The 16,081-nt window shown below is 75.3% G+C and carries 15 protein-coding genes; 8 read left to right on the top strand and 7 right to left on the bottom strand.

Features of this window, described 5'->3' with window-relative positions:
• Positions 1-31 precede the first annotated feature (31 nt).
• Complete coding sequence (locus tag ACI769_RS00555) at positions 32-1,006, bottom strand: DUF3152 domain-containing protein (RefSeq protein ID WP_085388336.1); 975 nt, start codon at positions 1,004-1,006, stop codon at positions 32-34.
• Positions 1,007-1,072: 66 nt separating this feature from the next.
• Here ACI769_RS00555 and ACI769_RS00550 point away from each other — a divergent pair, with 66 nt between their 5' ends.
• Both ACI769_RS00550 and ACI769_RS00545 read left to right on the top strand, forming a co-directional pair.
• Positions 1,073-1,810, top strand: a complete 738-nt coding sequence (locus ACI769_RS00550; RefSeq protein ID WP_085388337.1) for a TetR/AcrR family transcriptional regulator — start codon at positions 1,073-1,075, stop codon at positions 1,808-1,810.
• Between the two features lie 94 nt (positions 1,811-1,904).
• On the top strand, positions 1,905-2,129 hold the full coding sequence (locus ACI769_RS00545; protein ID WP_034654117.1) for a DUF3107 domain-containing protein: 225 nt from the start codon (positions 1,905-1,907) through the stop codon (positions 2,127-2,129).
• An 87-nt stretch (positions 2,130-2,216) separates the two neighbouring features.
• Here the strand turns inward: ACI769_RS00545 and ACI769_RS00540 are convergent, their stop codons facing one another.
• The gene (locus ACI769_RS00540; RefSeq protein ID WP_409141044.1) at positions 2,217-2,930 is read right to left on the bottom strand and encodes a ferritin-like fold-containing protein; all 714 of its coding nucleotides are present in this window, start codon (positions 2,928-2,930) and stop codon (positions 2,217-2,219) included.
• Positions 2,931-3,172: 242 nt separating this feature from the next.
• Between ACI769_RS00540 and ACI769_RS00535 the strand changes: the two genes are divergently transcribed.
• Positions 3,173-4,840, top strand: coding sequence for a DEAD/DEAH box helicase (locus ACI769_RS00535; protein WP_085388338.1), 1,668 nt, complete (start codon positions 3,173-3,175; stop codon positions 4,838-4,840).
• Positions 4,841-4,937: 97 nt separating this feature from the next.
• Here the strand turns inward: ACI769_RS00535 and ACI769_RS00530 are convergent, their stop codons facing one another.
• Both ACI769_RS00530 and ACI769_RS00525 read right to left on the bottom strand, forming a co-directional pair.
• The gene (locus ACI769_RS00530) at positions 4,938-6,128 is read right to left on the bottom strand and encodes an MFS transporter (RefSeq protein ID WP_085388339.1); all 1,191 of its coding nucleotides are present in this window, start codon (positions 6,126-6,128) and stop codon (positions 4,938-4,940) included.
• Positions 6,125-6,850, bottom strand: a complete 726-nt coding sequence (locus ACI769_RS00525) for a FadR/GntR family transcriptional regulator (RefSeq protein WP_409141043.1) — start codon at positions 6,848-6,850, stop codon at positions 6,125-6,127. The genes ACI769_RS00530 and ACI769_RS00525 overlap by 4 nt, the downstream gene beginning before the upstream one ends.
• Positions 6,851-6,989: 139 nt before the next feature.
• On the opposite strand from ACI769_RS00525, the gene ACI769_RS00520 reads away from it, so the two are divergent.
• Positions 6,990-8,819, top strand: coding sequence for a chitinase (locus ACI769_RS00520; RefSeq protein ID WP_409141042.1), 1,830 nt, complete (start codon positions 6,990-6,992; stop codon positions 8,817-8,819).
• A gap of 81 nt (positions 8,820-8,900) precedes the next feature.
• Here the strand turns inward: ACI769_RS00520 and ACI769_RS00515 are convergent, their stop codons facing one another.
• Entirely contained in the window at positions 8,901-9,533 is a 633-nt protein-coding gene (locus tag ACI769_RS00515) for a MarC family protein (RefSeq protein WP_021482981.1), read from the bottom strand.
• 7 nt (positions 9,534-9,540) lie between these two features.
• On the bottom strand, positions 9,541-10,380 hold the full coding sequence (locus ACI769_RS00510; protein WP_085388342.1) for a PHP domain-containing protein: 840 nt from the start codon (positions 10,378-10,380) through the stop codon (positions 9,541-9,543).
• A 117-nt stretch (positions 10,381-10,497) separates the two neighbouring features.
• Here ACI769_RS00510 and ACI769_RS00505 point away from each other — a divergent pair, with 117 nt between their 5' ends.
• Positions 10,498-11,394, top strand: a complete 897-nt coding sequence (locus ACI769_RS00505; RefSeq protein WP_085388343.1) for an alpha/beta fold hydrolase — start codon at positions 10,498-10,500, stop codon at positions 11,392-11,394.
• Positions 11,391-13,028 (top strand): aminopeptidase P family protein, encoded by a 1,638-nt coding sequence (locus ACI769_RS00500; RefSeq protein ID WP_085388344.1) that lies wholly within the window; start codon positions 11,391-11,393, stop codon positions 13,026-13,028. Before ACI769_RS00505 ends, ACI769_RS00500 begins: the two co-directional genes overlap by 4 nt.
• Before the next feature lie 268 nt (positions 13,029-13,296).
• Here the strand turns inward: ACI769_RS00500 and ACI769_RS00495 are convergent, their stop codons facing one another.
• A complete protein-coding gene (locus tag ACI769_RS00495; RefSeq protein WP_085388345.1) occupies positions 13,297-14,079 on the bottom strand; it encodes a general stress protein in 783 nt (260 codons plus the stop codon).
• Positions 14,080-14,234: 155 nt separating this feature from the next.
• Between ACI769_RS00495 and ACI769_RS00490 the strand changes: the two genes are divergently transcribed.
• Positions 14,235-15,575 carry a magnesium transporter MgtE N-terminal domain-containing protein gene (locus ACI769_RS00490; RefSeq protein WP_085388346.1) on the top strand — a complete coding sequence of 447 codons (1,341 nt, stop codon included), beginning with the start codon at positions 14,235-14,237 and terminating at the stop codon, positions 15,573-15,575.
• Positions 15,568-16,077, top strand: coding sequence for a DUF1003 domain-containing protein (locus tag ACI769_RS00485; RefSeq protein WP_085388831.1), 510 nt, complete (start codon positions 15,568-15,570; stop codon positions 16,075-16,077). Before ACI769_RS00490 ends, ACI769_RS00485 begins: the two co-directional genes overlap by 8 nt.
• Positions 16,078-16,081: the final 4 nt, after the last annotated feature.

Below are 16,081 nucleotides of genomic sequence, written 5' to 3'. Positions count from 1 at the left end.
GCCGCGCGGGCGCGCGCCGTGGGGCCGGGGGTTACGGGACGGGCCAGCCGTTGGTCAGGCAGCCCTGGGCCGAGATGGACTGCTGGACCATGACCGGGGCGACGGCGCCCGGCGCGGGGCAGTCCTCGTGGCCGTGGCCGAGCACGTGCCCGACCTCGTGGTTGACGAGGTACTGCCGGTACGTGGCGAGGTCGTCGCCGAAGTCGGGCGCCCCGAGCACCCACCGCTCGAAGTTCAGCACGGCGGCGCCCGTCACCGAGTTGCCGCACGAGTAGCGGCTCTCGGTCGCCAGCGGGGCGCACAGGCGGTCGGTCGTGGCGGGGCTCGCGAGCACGACCCGGATGGACGCGTCGTCGGCCGCCGTCCGCGAGAACGTCACGCCGTCGGGGACCGACCAGCCGCGCGGGTCGTTGAGCGTCGCGAGCACCGCGGCGGCGAACACCTCGCCGTCGACGGGCAGCCCGGCCTCGACCTCGACCCGGACGGAGCGGACGGTGCCCGTCCCGGGCGCGGGGCTCTCCCCCGGCACGACGACGAGCGAACCGCCGAGGTCCGGCGCGACGACGACCGTCCCGACCAGACCGGAGCCGGGCTCCGCGACCGGGGCCTCGGGCGTCTCGACGGGTGCCGGCTCCGCGAGGGGCTCGGGCGTCGTCGTCGTGGGGGCGGGGGTGGGCTCGGGCGCGGTGATCGCGTCCGGGCGCGGCGCGATCGGGCCGAGGAGGCCCGGGCCCTGCTCGACGGCGCCCGCGCGCTCGACGGACGACCGGCTCACGGCCGCCGACTCGTCGCGCTCCGGGGCCGGCGGCTCCGCGCGGACGTCTGTGGCGGGAACAGCCGCGGTGCCCGCCGCCCGGCCCAGGTCCCAGACCTCCGCCGTCGCCGCACCGCCGCCGAGGCCGACGACGAGGCACGCGGCGACCGCGGCGCCGTGCCGCAGACCCGTCGTGCGACCCCCGGCACGGGCGGTCGAGAGGCGGTTCGGGGGGGTATGTCTGTCGGGCACCCGCCCATCGTCCCACTCCTCGCGACGCGAGGTCGACACGAACCGCGGTTTCCGTATCCTCCCCCCATGGGAGCCACCGAGGGACGCACGCGCGGCGCGGCCGCCGCTCCCCCGGGCCTGCGCACCCGGATGCCGCGCGACGAGCGCCGCGCGCAGCTCCTCACGATCGCCGAGGAGCTCTTCGCCTCTCACGGCTACCACCACATCTCGATGGACGACATCGCCGACCGCGCCGGGGTCGGCAAGCCCGTGCTGTACCGGCACTTCCCGTCGAAGCTCGACCTCTACCTCGCGATCGTCGACGACCAGGGCGAACGCCTCGTGGGAGCCGTGCACGCGACGCTGGACCCGTTCCGCGAGCCCGCGCCGGGGAACCCCGCGGGCGACCTCGACGCCCTCGCGGTCGACGGCCTCGCCGTGATCGAGGGCATCGTGCGGGCCTACGTCGCGTACGCGCGCGCGGCGGGCCGCTCGGCCGCGCTGCTCTTCGAGTCCGACGTCATGCGGGACCCGGTCGTCCGGGCGCGCGTGCTCGCGCCGGACACGACGATCGCCGGCGCGTTCGCCGACGTGCTCGTGCGCATCACGGACCTCGACGCCGACGAGGCGCTCGTCGTCGCGCGGACGTGCACCGCCGTCGGGCGGGCCGCCGCGACGGAGGTCGTGCGCCCCGACGGCGGCGCGACGGCCGACGACGTCACCCGCCTCGTGCCGCGCCTCGTGTGGCGCGGGGTGCGCGGCATGCTGCGGCGGCCGCCGTCGGGCTCCCTCAGCGCGCCCGACGGGTCGGCGACGGGAATCTGACTACTATCGATCGCGTTGCCGCCGGTGGGACGCCCACCGGCGGCCCGAGGCCCGTCGTCGCTGCGCCTGGCGCAGCCGCTGTGAGGAGAGCTGAGTGGAAGTCACGATCGGTGTGCAGAACCTGGCCCGTGAGATCGTCGTCGACACGGACCTGACCGCCGAGGCCGTGGCCACCGCGGTCGCCGACGCGCTCGGCGGCGCCCCCGCCCTCGAGCTCACCGACTCGCGCGGTCGCCGCGTGATCGTCCCGACGGCGTCGCTCGGCTACGTCGAGATCGGCACCGAGGAGCAGCGCCGGGTCGGTTTCGGCTCCCTCTGAGCCTGAAGGTCTGAACGTCGGGCCCCGAGCGTCGGGACCCAAGCGTCACGTGCCGCCGTCGCGCCCCCGGGCGCGGCGGCGGCTTCGTCATGCCGCGAGACCCAGGCGGTCCATCCGTCGGGAGTGCTCCGCCGTGAGGCGCGCGAACACCCAGGACTGCGTCGCGGGCGCGGGCCCGCTGCCGCCGCCCGCGGCGACCGGCTCGGCCCCCGCCGCCACGAGCCGGGCGAGCGCTGGACGCCGCGACAGCACGTCGCCGACGACGCCGAGCGCCTCGCCGACGAGACGCCGCCCCCACAGCGCGAGGCGCGACGCGAGCACCGGGTCCTCGGCGGCGACCTCGGCGATGACCGGGGCGTAGCGCTGCGAGGGGGTGTCGTGCGTGAGCGCCTCCACGACGACGTCGCGCGAGCGCTCGTCGAGACCGTGGGCAGCGAGGAGGCAGAAGTCGTCCGCGACGCCCTGGCCCACGTAGCCCTTGAGGATGCCCTCCCACCACGTGCTGGGCTTGGTGCGCGCGTCGAAGTCGTCGAACAGGCCGTCGAACGGGGTCATGCAGTCCGCCGGGTCACCGCCCAGCTCCTCGACGCGCACGAGCACGCGCTCCTGCCGGTCGAGCATCGCGGCCGCGAGACGGGACAGGGCCTGGCGCTGGCGCAGCGTGGGGGCGTGCGCGGCGTCGCCCGCGAGGCGCCCGAAGCTCGCGAGCTCGGTGTACGCGACGAGGCCGAGCAGCTCCACCGCGTCGGTGTGGTCCGCCGGGGGCAGGGTCGTGGGGCTCGCGTGCTCGGCGTCGCTCATCGGGCCAGGATAGTTCTCCGATATCATGGCCGACGTACATCGGTTGCCCGGTCGTCCAGACCTCACGCTCGTCACGCGTACGACGACGGCACGGCACGGTCCGCAGCGCGGGCCTGGCCACGACATCCCACGATCGGCTGCCGGCCACGAGGTGCGCACGACCGCGACCGGGAACCTCCCCGGCTCCGGGCCCCGACGGGCCCGCCGACGGTCGCGCGTGCCCGAACGAGACAGAGGCACCAGTGACCACCACAGACGCCACCACCACCGACGCGACGCCGGACGTGAGCGCGGACGCGACGTCCGTCGCCGCCAGCGTGCACGCGGACAACACGACCTTCGCGGACTTCGGCGTCCGCCAGGAGATCGTCGACGCGCTCTCCGACGCGGGCATCGTCCAGCCCTTCCCCATCCAGGCGATGACGCTCCCGGTCGCCATGTCCGGCCACGACATCATCGGCCAGGCCAAGACCGGTACCGGCAAGACCCTCGGCTTCGGCGTGCCGCTGCTGCACCGCGTCGTCGCCCCGGGCGAGCCCGGCTTCGACGAGCTGCCCTCCCCCGGCAAGCCGCAGGCGCTCGTCGTCGTCCCGACGCGCGAGCTCGCCGTCCAGGTCGCGAACGACCTCACCACGGCCTCGAAGCGCCGCTCGGTGCGCATCGTCCAGCTCTACGGCGGTCGCGCCTACGAGCCGCAGGTCGAGGCGCTGACGCGCGGCGTCGAGGTCGTCGTCGGCACGCCCGGCCGCATGATCGACCTGATGAACCAGGGCCACCTCAACCTCACGCGCGCCGCGACCGTGGTCCTCGACGAGGCGGACGAGATGCTCGACCTCGGGTTCCTCCCGGACGTCGAGAAGATCTTGGCTCGCACGCCCGCGCAGCGCCACACGATGCTCTTCTCGGCGACCATGCCGGGCGCCGTCGTCTCGATGGCGCGCCGCTACATGAAGCAGCCGACGCACATCCGCGCGAACGACCCCGACGACGGCGGCCAGACGGTCAAGAACATCGAGCAGGTCGTCTACCGCGCGCACGCGCTGGACAAGGTCGAGATGCTGGCACGCATCCTCCAGGCCGAGGGCCGCGGGCGCACCATCGTGTTCGCCCGGACCAAGCGGACCGCCGCGAAGGTTGCGGACGAGCTCGTCGACCGCGGGTTCGCCGCCGGCTCGATCCACGGCGACCTCGGGCAGGGCGCGCGCGAGCAGGCGCTGCGCGCGTTCCGCAACGGCAAGATCGACGTGCTCGTCGCGACCGACGTCGCGGCACGCGGCATCGACGTCGAGGACGTCACGCACGTCGTGAACTACCAGTGCCCCGAGGACGAGAAGACGTATCTGCACCGCACCGGCCGCACCGGCCGCGCGGGCAACAAGGGCACCGCCGTGACGTTCGTCGACTGGGACGACATCCCCCGCTGGTCGCTCATCGACAAGGCCCTCGACCTCGGCATCCCCGAGCCGGTCGAGACGTACTCGAGCTCGCCGCACCTGTACACCGACCTGCACATCCCCGAGGGCACGAAGGGCCGCCTCCCCAAGGAGCGGCGCACGCTCGCCGGGCTCGAGGCGGAGGAGATCGAGGACCTCGGCGAGACCGGCAAGCGGCACACGCCCGCGGGCGGGTCGCGCGGGCGCCAGGGCGGCCGGTCCGACGGCGGCCGCGGCCGTCCCGAGGGCGACCGGGGCCGGTCCGGCGGCCAGGGCCGCTCCGGCGGGCGTCGCGGCGAGACCGAGCGCACGGGCGCGCGTGCCGAGGGTGAGCGCACCGAGGCGACCGAGGGCGCCCCGGCGACCGAGGGCGGCGAGCGCCGCCGTCGGTCCCGCAGCCGCCGCCGCACGCGCGGCGGCCGCCCCGTCGAGCAGCAGGGCGGTGCCGCCGAGGCGACCGCCCAGCCCGCGGAGTAGCCGCTCCCGGCGGTTCCCGAGCCCGACGACGAACCCCGGGTCGCGTCCCACGGTCACCAGGCCGCGGGGACGCGGCCCGGGGTTCGTCGCGTCCGGGTCAGTGCACGTGCGCGTCGCGCCCGGCGAACCACACCGCGACGCCCTGGACGGCCGCCGCGGCGACGAGGAGCAGGAGCGGGACCGTCCATGTGCCCGTGACGTCGTGCGCGAGCCCGAGGCCGAGCGGGCCGGTCGCGGCGAGCAGGTAGCCGGCGCTCTGCGCCATGCCGGAGAGCTCGGACGTGTGCGCGGCGTCGCGCGCCCGCAGCGCCATGAGGGTGAGCGCGAGGCTGATCCCGCCGCCCTGCCCGAGGCCGACGAGCACGACCCAGAGCGCCGCGCCGCCGGGGGCGGCGGCGAGCCCGAGCAGCCCCGAGCCGACGAGCACCACGAGCACGAGGCCGATGCCGCGCTGGCGCGGCATGCGCCCGGCGAGGACCGGGGTGACGAACGAGCCGACGATCCCCGCGAGGTTGCACAGCGCCAGGAGCCAGCCGCCCACCTCCGGCGTCCGGCCGAGCGCGACCATGATCTCGGGCAGCCAGGCGTTGACCGCGTAGAACGACAGCGACTGCATGCCCATGACGACGGTGACAGCCCAGGCGAGCGGGCTGCGCCACACCGCCGACCGCGCGGCGGCCGGCCCCGCGCCGGGTCCGAACGCCACCGTGCCGGCGGGGTCGGGCCGCAGCGCGCGCGGCACCCACACGAGCGCCCCGAGCACGGCGAGGACGCCCCAGGTCGCGAGCGCGCCGCGCCAGTCGAGACCGGCCGCCGACGCGACCGGCAGGGTCAGGCCCGCCGCGAGCGCCGCCCCGCCGGAGAGCGCCATGGAGTACAGGCCGGTCATGAGACCGATGCGGTCGGCGAAGTCGCGCTTGATGAGCGCGGGCAGCAGCACGTTCCCGAGCCCGATCGCGCACCCGGCGACGACCGTCCCGGCGAACAGCCCGGCGGTCGAGGGCACGAGGCGCAGCGCGAAGCCGACGCACAGCAGGACGAGGCTCACGAAGAGCGCGCGCTCGAGCCCCCAGCGCCGCGCGAGCACGGGCGCGAGCGGCGCGAAGAGCCCGAAGCAGAGGACAGGAAGCGTCGTGAGCACGCCCGCCGCCGTCGCGCTGAGGCCCAGGTCCGTGCGGATCTCGCCGAGCACGGGCGAGATCGCGACGACGGCCGGCCGGAGGTTGAGCGCCGCGAGGACGATCGCGACGACGGCGGCCAGCCCCAGCGGACGGCGCAGCCCGCTCACGCCTCGACCTCGTCGGCGTCGGCGTCGGCGCGACCAGGACGGTCCGCGGCGGCCTCGACGAGCTGCGCCCGCACGGCGTCGATCGTCGCGACGACGGCGGCCTCGGCCGCCTCGGCGTCGCCCGCCCGGACCGCCGCGACGACCTCCTCGTGGCCGGGGACGTCGCGGTGGTGCCGACGCTGCCCGCCGGACGGGAGCGTGCGGACGAGCGCGTGGTCGAGCCCGTCGTAGAGGTCGGCCAGCAGGGGGTTGCCCGCGGCGCGCACGACCTCGCCGTGGAAGGCGACGTCGGCGGCCTGGAAGGCCTGCTCGTCCCCGTCGCGGGCCGCGACCTGGGCGGCGAGCGCCGCGTCGAGTCGGTGGAGCGCGACGGCGTCGGCCCGCCCGGCGGCGGCGCGCGCCGCGCCGCGCTCGAGGATCTCGCGCACCTCGAGCACGTGCAGCGCGTCCGTGGTCCGGGCCCGGCGGGTCAGGGCGGCGTCGAGCCCGTCGGCCGCGCGCACGTAGGTGCCGTCGCCGCGGCGCGGCTCGAGGATCCCGGCGTGCTCGAGCGCGCGCACGGCCTCGCGCACCGTGTTGCGCCCGACGCCGAGCTCGGCGACGAGCTCCGGCTCGGCCGGGATGCGCGTGCCGACGGGCCACTCCCCGCGCTCGACGCGTTCCGTGAGCCGTTCGACGACGAGCTCCGACACCTTGCGGGGAGGCATGATCGGCTGGTTCACCGAAAGAACCTAACATCCCCTGTTTGGTGCGGGCGGCGCAGCGGGCGTACGGGGTCCCGCGTACGGGGGTTGACCAGCGCGCGGCACCGCGAGGACCTTGCGACAGGACCGCTCCTTCGACGGCGAAAGCGAGACCACCATGGACCACACCGCGTCACGACCCCGACGACGGCTGCGCAGCCTCCTCGCCCTGGTCGCCTCCGCCACGCTCGTCGGGACGCTCCTCACCGGGACCACGACCGCCGCGGCCGCGGACACCGAGCTCGCCGTCAACGGCGGGTTCGAGTCCGGGCTGTCCGGGTGGACCTGCTCCGGCTCCACGGGGCAGCCGGTCACGAGCACGGTCCGCACCGGCAGCGGGGCGCTCCGGGCCACGCCCGCCGGGACGGACAACGCGCGCTGCTCGCAGACCGTCGCCGTCCGACCCTCGTCGACCTACACGCTCAGCGCGTGGGTCCAGGGCTCCTACGCGTACCTCGGGGCGAGCGGCGCGACGGCGCAGGACGTCACCACCTGGACGCCCTCGGCCTCGACCTGGCAACGGCTCAGCGTGACCTTCACGACGACCGCGGCGGCGACGACCGCGACGGTCTTCGTGCACGGCTGGTACGGCCAGCCCGCCTACCTCGTGGACGACGTCAGCCTCGTGGGCCCGGGCGGCGGCACGGCGCAGCCGCCCGCGACCCCCACCGGCCTCACCGCCGGGACGCCCACCGCCACCAGCGTGCCCCTCACCTGGGGCGCCGTCGCCGGCGCCACCGGCTACGCCGTCTACCGCGACGGCACCCGCGTCGCCACGACCACGGCCCCGTCCACCACCGTCTCCGGGCTCACCGCCGCCACCGCCTACTCCTTCCAGGTCACCGCGACCAACGGCGCGGGCGAGTCGCCCCGCTCCGCCGCCGTCGCCGTCACCACGGCGACCGGCGGCACCGGGGGCGGACCCGGCGCCGGGCTGCCGGCGCACGCGCTCGTCGGCTACCTGCACACGTCGTTCGCCAACGGCTCGGGCTACGTCCGGATGGCGGACGTCCCGGACTCGTGGGACGTCATCAACCTCGCGTTCGGCGAGCCGACGAGCGTCACGTCCGGCGACATCCGGTTCAGCCTCTGCCCGCGGGCAGAGTGCCCGAACGTGGAGTCGGTCGCGGAGTTCAAGGCCGCCGTCGCCGCCAAGCGCGCGGCCGGGAAGAAGGTGCTCCTGTCGATCGGCGGGCAGAACGGTCAGGTCCAGCTCACGACGACCGCCGCGCGGGACGCGTTCGTCGCCTCCGTGAGCTCGATCATCGACACCTACGGGCTGGACGGGGTCGACATCGACTTCGAGGGGCACTCGCTGTACCTGAACCCGGGAGACACGGACTTCCGCTCCCCGACCACCCCCGTGATCGTCAACCTCATCTCCGCGCTCAAGACGCTCACGGCGCGGTACGGCGACGACTTCGTGCTGACGATGGCGCCGGAGACCTTCTTCGTCCAGAACGGCTACCAGTTCTACGGCTCCGGCCCGTGGGGCGGCCAGGACCCGCGCTGCGGCGCCTACCTGCCGGTGATCCACGCCCTGCGCGACGACCTGACGCTGCTCCACGTCCAGCACTACAACTCGGGGCCGATCATGGGGCTCGACGACCAGTACCACTCGATGGGCGGCGCGGACTTCCACGTCGCGCTGACGGACATGCTGCTCACCGGCTTCCCGGTCGCGCGCGACACGACGCGGATGTTCCCCCCGCTGCGCCCCGAGCAGGTCGCGATCGGCCTCCCGGCCAGCACGCAGGCGGGCAACGGCCACACCCCGCCCGCGCAGGTCGCCCAGGCCCTGGACTGCCTCACGAAGGGCACGGGCTGCGGGTCGTACCGGACCCACGGGCGCTGGCCGGGGCTGCGCGGCCTCATGACGTGGTCGATCAACTGGGACCGCTTCAACGGCGGGGAGTTCTCCCGGAGCTTCGACGCGTACTGGCCCTGACGAGCGGGTCACGGTCGCGCACGCGACCGGCGTCCGGGAACCCGCTCCCGGACGCCGGTCGCCTCCGACGGCGGGACGCGGTCAGGCGGTCTGGACGAACTCGATCACGGCGTCGGCGACGAGCTGCACGGCGATGGCCGCGAGCAGCAGACCGGCGATCCGGGTCACGAGGATCGTGCCCGAGTCGCCGAGGACGCGGTTGATGACGTTCGCGAAGCGCATCGAGAGCCACAGGCACACGTGCACCGCGACGACGCCCGCCGCGATGGCGACCCACTCGGCGACGCCCCCGCCGCGCTCCCCCGCGCGCTGCACGAAGACCATCGTCGCGACGATCGCGCCCGGGCCGGCGAGCAGCGGCGTCCCGAGCGGCACGAGCGCGACGTTGACGCCCTTGTTGCCCGACGGCTGCGGCTCCTCCATCTTCCCGGTGAGCAGCTCCATCGCCACGAGGAGCAGCAGCAGGCCGCCCGCCGTCTGGAGCGCGGGCAGCGAGATGTGCATGTAGCTGAGGATCTGCTGGCCGAACACCGCGAACGCGACGATCACGCCGAACGCCACGAGGATCGCGGTGCGCGCCGCCTGGTTGCGCTGCTTGGCGCCCATCGCGCTCGTCAGGCCCAGGAACACCGGCACCGTGCCGGGCGGGTCCATGATGACGAACAGGGTGACGAAGACCTCCGTGAAGAGCCGGACGTCGAAGAACTCGCTCATCGTCCGATCATCGGATCACGTCCAACTGTCCCAGCTCCTCGATCTGCTCCAGCACGGTCGGTGCTGTCGTGTTCTCCCCGAGCCGGTTCGGTTTGCCGGCCCCGTGGTAGTCGCTCGACCCGGTGACGAACAGGCCCAGGGTCCGGGCCAGGTCCTCGAGCCGTGCACGCTGACGCTCGTCGTGGTCGCGGTGGAACACCTCGAGCCCGGCGAGCCCCGCCTCGGCCATCTCCTCGATCACGGCGTCGGCCACGACGCGGCCGCGACCGTCCGCGCCCGGGTGGGCGAAGACGGGCACGCCGCCCGCGGCGCGGATCCCGCGCACGGCCACGACGGCGTCGGGCGCGTAGTGGGGCACGTAGTACGGGGTGTCCGTGGCGAGGATGGTCGCGAACGCGGCGGAGCGGTCGGGCGCGAGCCCGGCCGCGACGAGCGCGTCGGCGATGTGCGGTCGCCCGATCGTCGTCCCCGCGACGGTCTGGGCGAGCACATCCTCCCACGTGATCGGGTAGTCCTCGGCGATGAGGTCGACCATCCGCCGGGCCCGGCTCGTGCGCGCGTCGCGCGTGCGGTCCAGCTCGGCGAGGAGGGCGGCGTGCGCCGGGTCGTGCAGGTAGGACAGCACGTGCACGCTGATGCCGCCGGAGCGGGCCGAGATCTCCGCGCCGCGCACGAGCGCGACCCCGTGCGCGAGCGCCGCGTCCGTCGCCTGCGCCCAGCCCGCCGTCGTGTCATGGTCGGTCAGCGCGACGACGTCGAGCCCGGCCGCGGCGGCCGCCTCGACGACCTCCCCCGGGGCGTCCGTGCCGTCGGACGCGGTCGAGTGGGTGTGGAGGTCGATGCGCACGGGACCAGGATAGTGACGACGCACCGAGGCGGCGGCACGGGACCCCCACACGATGTCCACACGGGGCGCGGCCCCTCCCCACGGTCGTCCCAGGCTGGGGTGCCAGAGTCGGGAGCGATGACCCTCACGACGCCCCCCACGGCAGCCCTCGCGACGACCTCCCCCTCGACCCCCTCGACGCCGGCGTCCCCCGACCCCACGCAGGCCCCGCCCGCGGTGGTCTTCGTCCACGGCATGCGCACCTCGGGCGCGATCTGGGACCACCAGGTCGAGCACGTGCGCGCCCTCGGCCACGACGCCGTCGCGGTCGACCTGCCCGCGCACGGCGCCCGCGCGCACGAGCGCTTCACGCTCGACCGCTCCTTCGAGGTGCTCGACGAGGCGGCCGCGTCGTTCGGCCCCGACCGCCGGGTCGCGCTCGTCGGCCTCTCGCTCGGCGGCTACACGTCGATCGCCTGGGCGGCCCGACGTCCCGCGAACCTCGCGGGCGTGGTGGCCGCGGCCTGCACGTCCGACCCCAAGGGCAAGCCCGTCGCGCTGTACCGCGACGTCGCGCGCCTCGTCGTCGCCGGGGGCGGCGCCGTCGGACGCGGCGCGCGCTGGGCCGCGCGCACGACCGCGACCGCGTGGGGCACGATCGCCCGCGGCGGCCGCGGCCTGCCAGGCGGTGCCGCGTCGTCGTACGCGCTGGCCGGGCCGGCCGACGCCGGGCCCCCGACGCCGGTCGCGCCCGGCTGGCACGTCGTCACCGACGCGCTCACCCAGCTCGCGGGCCGCTCGTGGCTCGCCCACGTGCGCGACGTCGACGTCCCGGTGTGGCTCGTCAACGGCGCGCGCGACCACATGCGCCTCGACGAGCAGCGCTACCTCGCGGCGGCCGCGGACGCAGCGCTCGTCGTCGTGCCGCGCGCCGGCCACGACGTCAACAGCGAGGCCCCCGAGGCCTTCAACCGCGTGCTCGGGCGCGCGCTCGCGGACTTCGGCCGCGTGCGCGGTGCGAGACTGGGGGCATGACCGACGCCACCCCCGTCACGCCCGCGCCCCCGTCCGAGACGCCCGACCAGGCCACCGAGCACGCCGGTCCCGGCGAGACCCAGGACCTGGCCGCGCGCGGGAGCAACCGCTCCCAGCGCCCGGACTCCGACGCGTTCAAGGCCTTCATCACGAGCGGCTGGGCGCCGCGCGCCGCGCTCGACGTCGAGCCGCTGCCGGCCGCCCCGTTCACCGTCGCGCGCCGCGCCGCGCTGTCGGCCCGGTTCCCGGGCGCGCGCCTCGTCGTGCCCGCCGGCCCGCTCAAGACGCGGTCGAACGACACGGACTACCGCTTCCGCCCGCACTCGGCGTTCGCGCACCTCACGGGCTACGGCACGGACCAGGAGCCCGACGCGGTGCTCGTGCTGCACCCCGTGGAGCCGGGGACCGGGGACGCCGGGTCCGACCACCACGCCGTGCTCTACGTCCGCCCGCTCGCGGCGCGCGACACCGAGGAGTTCTACGCGGACGCGCGGTACGGCGAGTTCTGGGTCGGCGCGCGTCCGTCGCTCGACGACGTCACGACCGCGACCGGCGTGGAGGCGCGGCACGTCGACGAGCTGCGTGACGCGCTCGCGAAGGACGTCGGCGCCGGCGGGGTGACGCTCCTCGTCGTCGCGGGCGCGGACGAGGCCGTCGAGGCGCTCGTCGAGGCGATCCGCGCGGAGGCGGGCGTCGACGAGGCCGCCGAGGACCAGCAGCTCAGCGAGGCCGAGTGGCTCGCGCGCGCCGAGGCCGCGTACCGCCGCACGGACGCCGCGCTCGTCGAGGCGGTCTCCGAGCTGCGCCTGGTCAAGGACGCGCACGAGGTCGAGCAGATGCGCGAGGCCGTCGCGGCGACGATCGCGGGCTTCGAGGAGGTCGTGCGGAGCCTGCCGCGCGCCCTCGGGCACCGTCGCGGCGAGCGCGTCATCGAGACGACGTTCGACGCCCACGCGCGCCTCGAGGGCAACACGGTCGGCTACGAGACGATCGCCGCAGCCGGCGAGCACGCGACGACGCTGCACTGGATCCGCAACGACGGCGTCGTGCGGACCGGCGAGCTCGTGCTGCTCGACGCGGGCGTCGAGGTCGACTCGCTCTACACGGCCGACGTGACGCGCACGCTGCCCGTCGACGGCGAGTTCACCGACGTCCAGCGCCGCGTGTACCAGGCCGTGCTCGACGCCGCGGACGCCGCGTTCGCCGTCGCGGTGCCGGGCGCGCGCTTCCGCGACGTGCACGCCGCCGCGATGGAGGTCATCGCCGCGCGCCTCGAGGAGTGGGGTCTGCTCCCGGTGAGCGCCGCCGAGTCGCTCTCGCCCGAGGGGCAGCAGCACCGCCGCTGGATGGTGCACGGCACGAGCCACCACCTCGGCCTCGACGTGCACGACTGCGCGCAGGCGCGGCGCGAGCTCTACCTCGACGGGGTGCTCGAGCCGGGCATGGTCTTCACGATCGAGCCGGGTCTGTACTTCAAGGCGGACGACCTGGCCGTCCCGGCGGAGTACCGCGGCATCGGCGTCCGCATCGAGGACGACGTCCTCGTCACGGCCGACGGCAACGAGAACCTGTCGGCCGCGCTGCCCCGTCGGCCCGAGGACGTCGAGGCCTGGATGGCGCGGCTGCGCGGCTGAGTCGCGCCCGGCTCACCGGCGGAGGAACTGGGCTATGGTGGCCCGTTCATCCACCGGTGAGGGGAGGTGAACTCACGTGGCGAAGAGCATCAAGAAGGAAGCGTCGATGTCCATCAAGGAGAAGCGCGCCCAGAAGCGCGAGAGGGCTGCCGAGACCGCGGTGAAGTCGCGGAAGCGCTAGCGGCGCTTCCGCCGAGGGCCGGCCGACGGACGACGACGTCCGACGGTCGGCCTTCGTCGTCCCACCGGTCCGGGGACGCCTGCTCGGTCAGGCAGGGCGCTCGGGCTGGTCCGGGTGCGTGCCGGGGGCGGGCGCCGACCCGGGGCCCGCGTCGGGTGCCGGCGCGTCGGTCGGCTGGTCCGACGTCGGGCGCATGGCGCCGTAGCGCGGCTCGCCGGTCGGCGTCGTCCAGCGCGGGTCGGGCGTGCGGGCCGGGGGCGCGGCCGGAGGGGCCGCGGCGGGGACGCCCGCCGAGGGCTCCGGGGCCGGGGCGGGCGGCGCGGCGGGGGGCGTGGTGCCGGGGGTGCCCCAGCCGGGGTTGGCCGGCGCGGCGGGCGCGCGGACGCCGCCCGCGCCCTCGGGCATGCGGCCCAGGAGCTGGCGTGCCTCGCCCGCGCGCTCGGGCGCGCAGAGGATGCCGTAGGACGAGGCGACGATCTGGCTCTGCGACGTGAAGTCGCGCTTGCCCTGCGTCAGCGCGTACGACAGCACCGAGAAGAGCAGGCCGAACCCGGCGCCGATCCCGACGGCGGTGAGCACGAACCCGCCCTGGCCGGAGAACATGAAGAGCAGCAGGCCGACGAAGAGGCCGAACCACGCGCCGGACGCGGCGCCCGCGATCGCGACGCGACCGTAGGTGAGGCGGCCCGTCACGCGCTCGACCATCTTGAGGTCGGTGCCGACGATCGTCACGAGCTCGACCGCGAACTTGTTGTCCGAGAGGAAGTCGACCGCCTTCTGCGCCTCGAGGTAGGTCGCGTACGACGCCACCTCCTCGCCGCGCGGCGGGGTGGGGACACGGGGGACGGCACCCGGGCGTGACATGCTCATTCGCCCAGTCTGTCCTACCCGGGCGGAGCGCGCGAGGGCCGCTCCCCGCCCCGACCGGCCGACGACGGCGGGGAGGCGGCCGGGAGACGGCTCGGGACGCCCACCACCTGCCGGGACGGAGCGCGGCGACGGGGGCGCGTGCGTAGGCTGGCGGCGTGAGTGCAGCCACCACCGTCTTCGTCGCGCGCCTGGCCGGGACCAGCGTGTTCGACCCCATCGGCGACCAGGTCGGGCGGGTGCGGGACGTCGTCGTGCTCATCCGGCCCAAGGGAGCCCCGCGCGCGGTGGGCCTGGTCGTCGAGGTGCCCGGCCGGCGTCGGGTCTTCCTGCCTCTGACCCGCGTGACGAGCATCGACGCGGGGCAGGTCATCTCCACCGGGCTGGTCAACATGCGCCGGTTCGAGCAGCGCGCGATGGAGACGCTCGCCGTGAGCGAGCTCCTGGAGCGCACGGTGCAGTTCGTCGACGGGTCGGGCTCGGCGACCGTCGAGGACCTCGCGATCGAGCGCCAGCGCACCGGCGACTGGCTCGTCACCAAGCTGTACGTGCGCCGGCAGGCGCAGCACAAGGGCACGCTCGGGCTGCGCCGGCGGGGCGACGCGCTCGTCGTCGACGTCGACGCCGTGACCGGGCTCGCCGGGAGCACGGAGGCGCAGGGCGCCGCGATGCTCCTCGCCGCGTACGACGACCTCAAGCCCGCCGACCTCGCCGACGTCATCCACGACCTCGGCGACACGCGCCGGCTCGAGGTCGCGGGCGCGCTCGACAACGAGCGGCTCGCCGACGTCCTGGAGGAGCTGCCCGAGGACGACCAGGTCGCGATCCTCTCCGGGCTCGACACCGACCGCGCCGCCGACGTCCTGGAGGCGATGCAGCCCGACGACGCGGCCGACCTCCTGCACGAGCTCCCCGAGGCCCAGGCCGCCCAGCTCCTCGAGCTCATGGAGCCCGACGAGGCGCGCGACGTGCGCCGCCTCCTCTCCTACGCGGAGGACACCGCGGGCGGCCTCATGACGTCCGACCCGGTCGTGCTCGGCCCGGAGACCACCATCGCGACCGCGCTCGCGCAGATCCGCCGCAAGGACCTCGCGCCCGCGCTCGCGTCGATGGTGTTCGTCGCGCGCCCGCCGCTCGAGACGCCCACGGGCCGGTTCCTCGGCGTCGCGCACTTCCAGCGCCTGCTGCGCGAGCCCCCGCACGCGGCCGTCGGCTCGGTGCTCGACTCCGACGTCGAGGGCGTGACGCCCGACGCGCCGCTCGGGCGCGTGACCCGCATCCTCGCGACCTACGACCTGCTGTGCGTGCCCGTGCTCGACGCGGAGAAACGCCTGCTCGGCGCGATCAGCGTGGACGACGTGCTCGACCACATGCTGCCCGACGACTGGCGCGAGACCGACGACGAGGACACCGAGGCCGCGCGCCGTGCCGTCGCGAGCGGGCGCGCGCGCACCGCCGCGCCCGGACGGCCGGGCACCGCGGGGGTGGCCCGTGGCTGACCGCCTCGACACGCCGAAGACCGCGCGCCGCAGCTTCTTCCCGCGCGTCAAGGTCGACCAGGACGCCGTCGGCCGCTCGACGGAGGGCATCGCACGCTTCCTCGGCACGCCGCGGTTCCTCGTCTACCTCACCGTGTTCTGCGCGCTGTGGATCGCGTGGAACTCGTGGGGCCCGGAGGGGTTGCGGTTCGACTCCGCCGAGTTCGGGTTCACCGCGCTCACGCTCATGCTCTCGCTCCAGGCGTCGTACGCCGCGCCGCTCATCCTGCTCGCCCAGAACCGTCAGGACGACCGCGACCGCGTCACCGCGGAGCAGGACCGTCAGCGCGCGGAGCGCAACCTCGCGGACACCGAGTACCTCGCGCGCGAGATGGCCGCGCTGCGCATCGCGCTGAGCGAGGTCGCCACGCGCGACTTCGTGCGGTCCGAGATCCGCAACCTGCTCGAGGAGCTGGAGGAGAAGACGGCCCGTCAGCCCGACGACGAGGTCGCCGACCGCTGACCCT

The organism is Cellulosimicrobium sp. RS (assembly GCF_046159675.1).
Lineage (GTDB): Bacteria > Actinomycetota > Actinomycetes > Actinomycetales > Cellulomonadaceae > Cellulosimicrobium > Cellulosimicrobium funkei.
This window is presented reverse-complemented; position numbering and strand designations above follow the sequence as displayed.

Bases quoted from the DNA above. Each gene is read 5' to 3' on its own strand.
- ACI769_RS00495 (WP_085388345.1), bottom strand. From the start codon at position 14,079: ATGAGCATGTCACGCCCGGGTGCCGTCCCCCGTGTCCCCACCCCGCCG.
- ACI769_RS00505 (WP_085388343.1), top strand. From the start codon at position 10,498: ATGACCCTCACGACGCCCCCCACGGCAGCCCTCGCGACGACCTCCCCC.
- ACI769_RS00515 (WP_021482981.1), bottom strand. From the start codon at position 9,533: ATGAGCGAGTTCTTCGACGTCCGGCTCTTCACGGAGGTCTTCGTCACC.
- ACI769_RS00540 (WP_409141044.1), bottom strand. From the start codon at position 2,930: ATGAGCGACGCCGAGCACGCGAGCCCCACGACCCTGCCCCCGGCGGAC.
- ACI769_RS00550 (WP_085388337.1), top strand. From the start codon at position 1,073: ATGGGAGCCACCGAGGGACGCACGCGCGGCGCGGCCGCCGCTCCCCCG.
- ACI769_RS00500 (WP_085388344.1), top strand. From the start codon at position 11,391: ATGACCGACGCCACCCCCGTCACGCCCGCGCCCCCGTCCGAGACGCCC.
- ACI769_RS00520 (WP_409141042.1), top strand. From the start codon at position 6,990: ATGGACCACACCGCGTCACGACCCCGACGACGGCTGCGCAGCCTCCTC.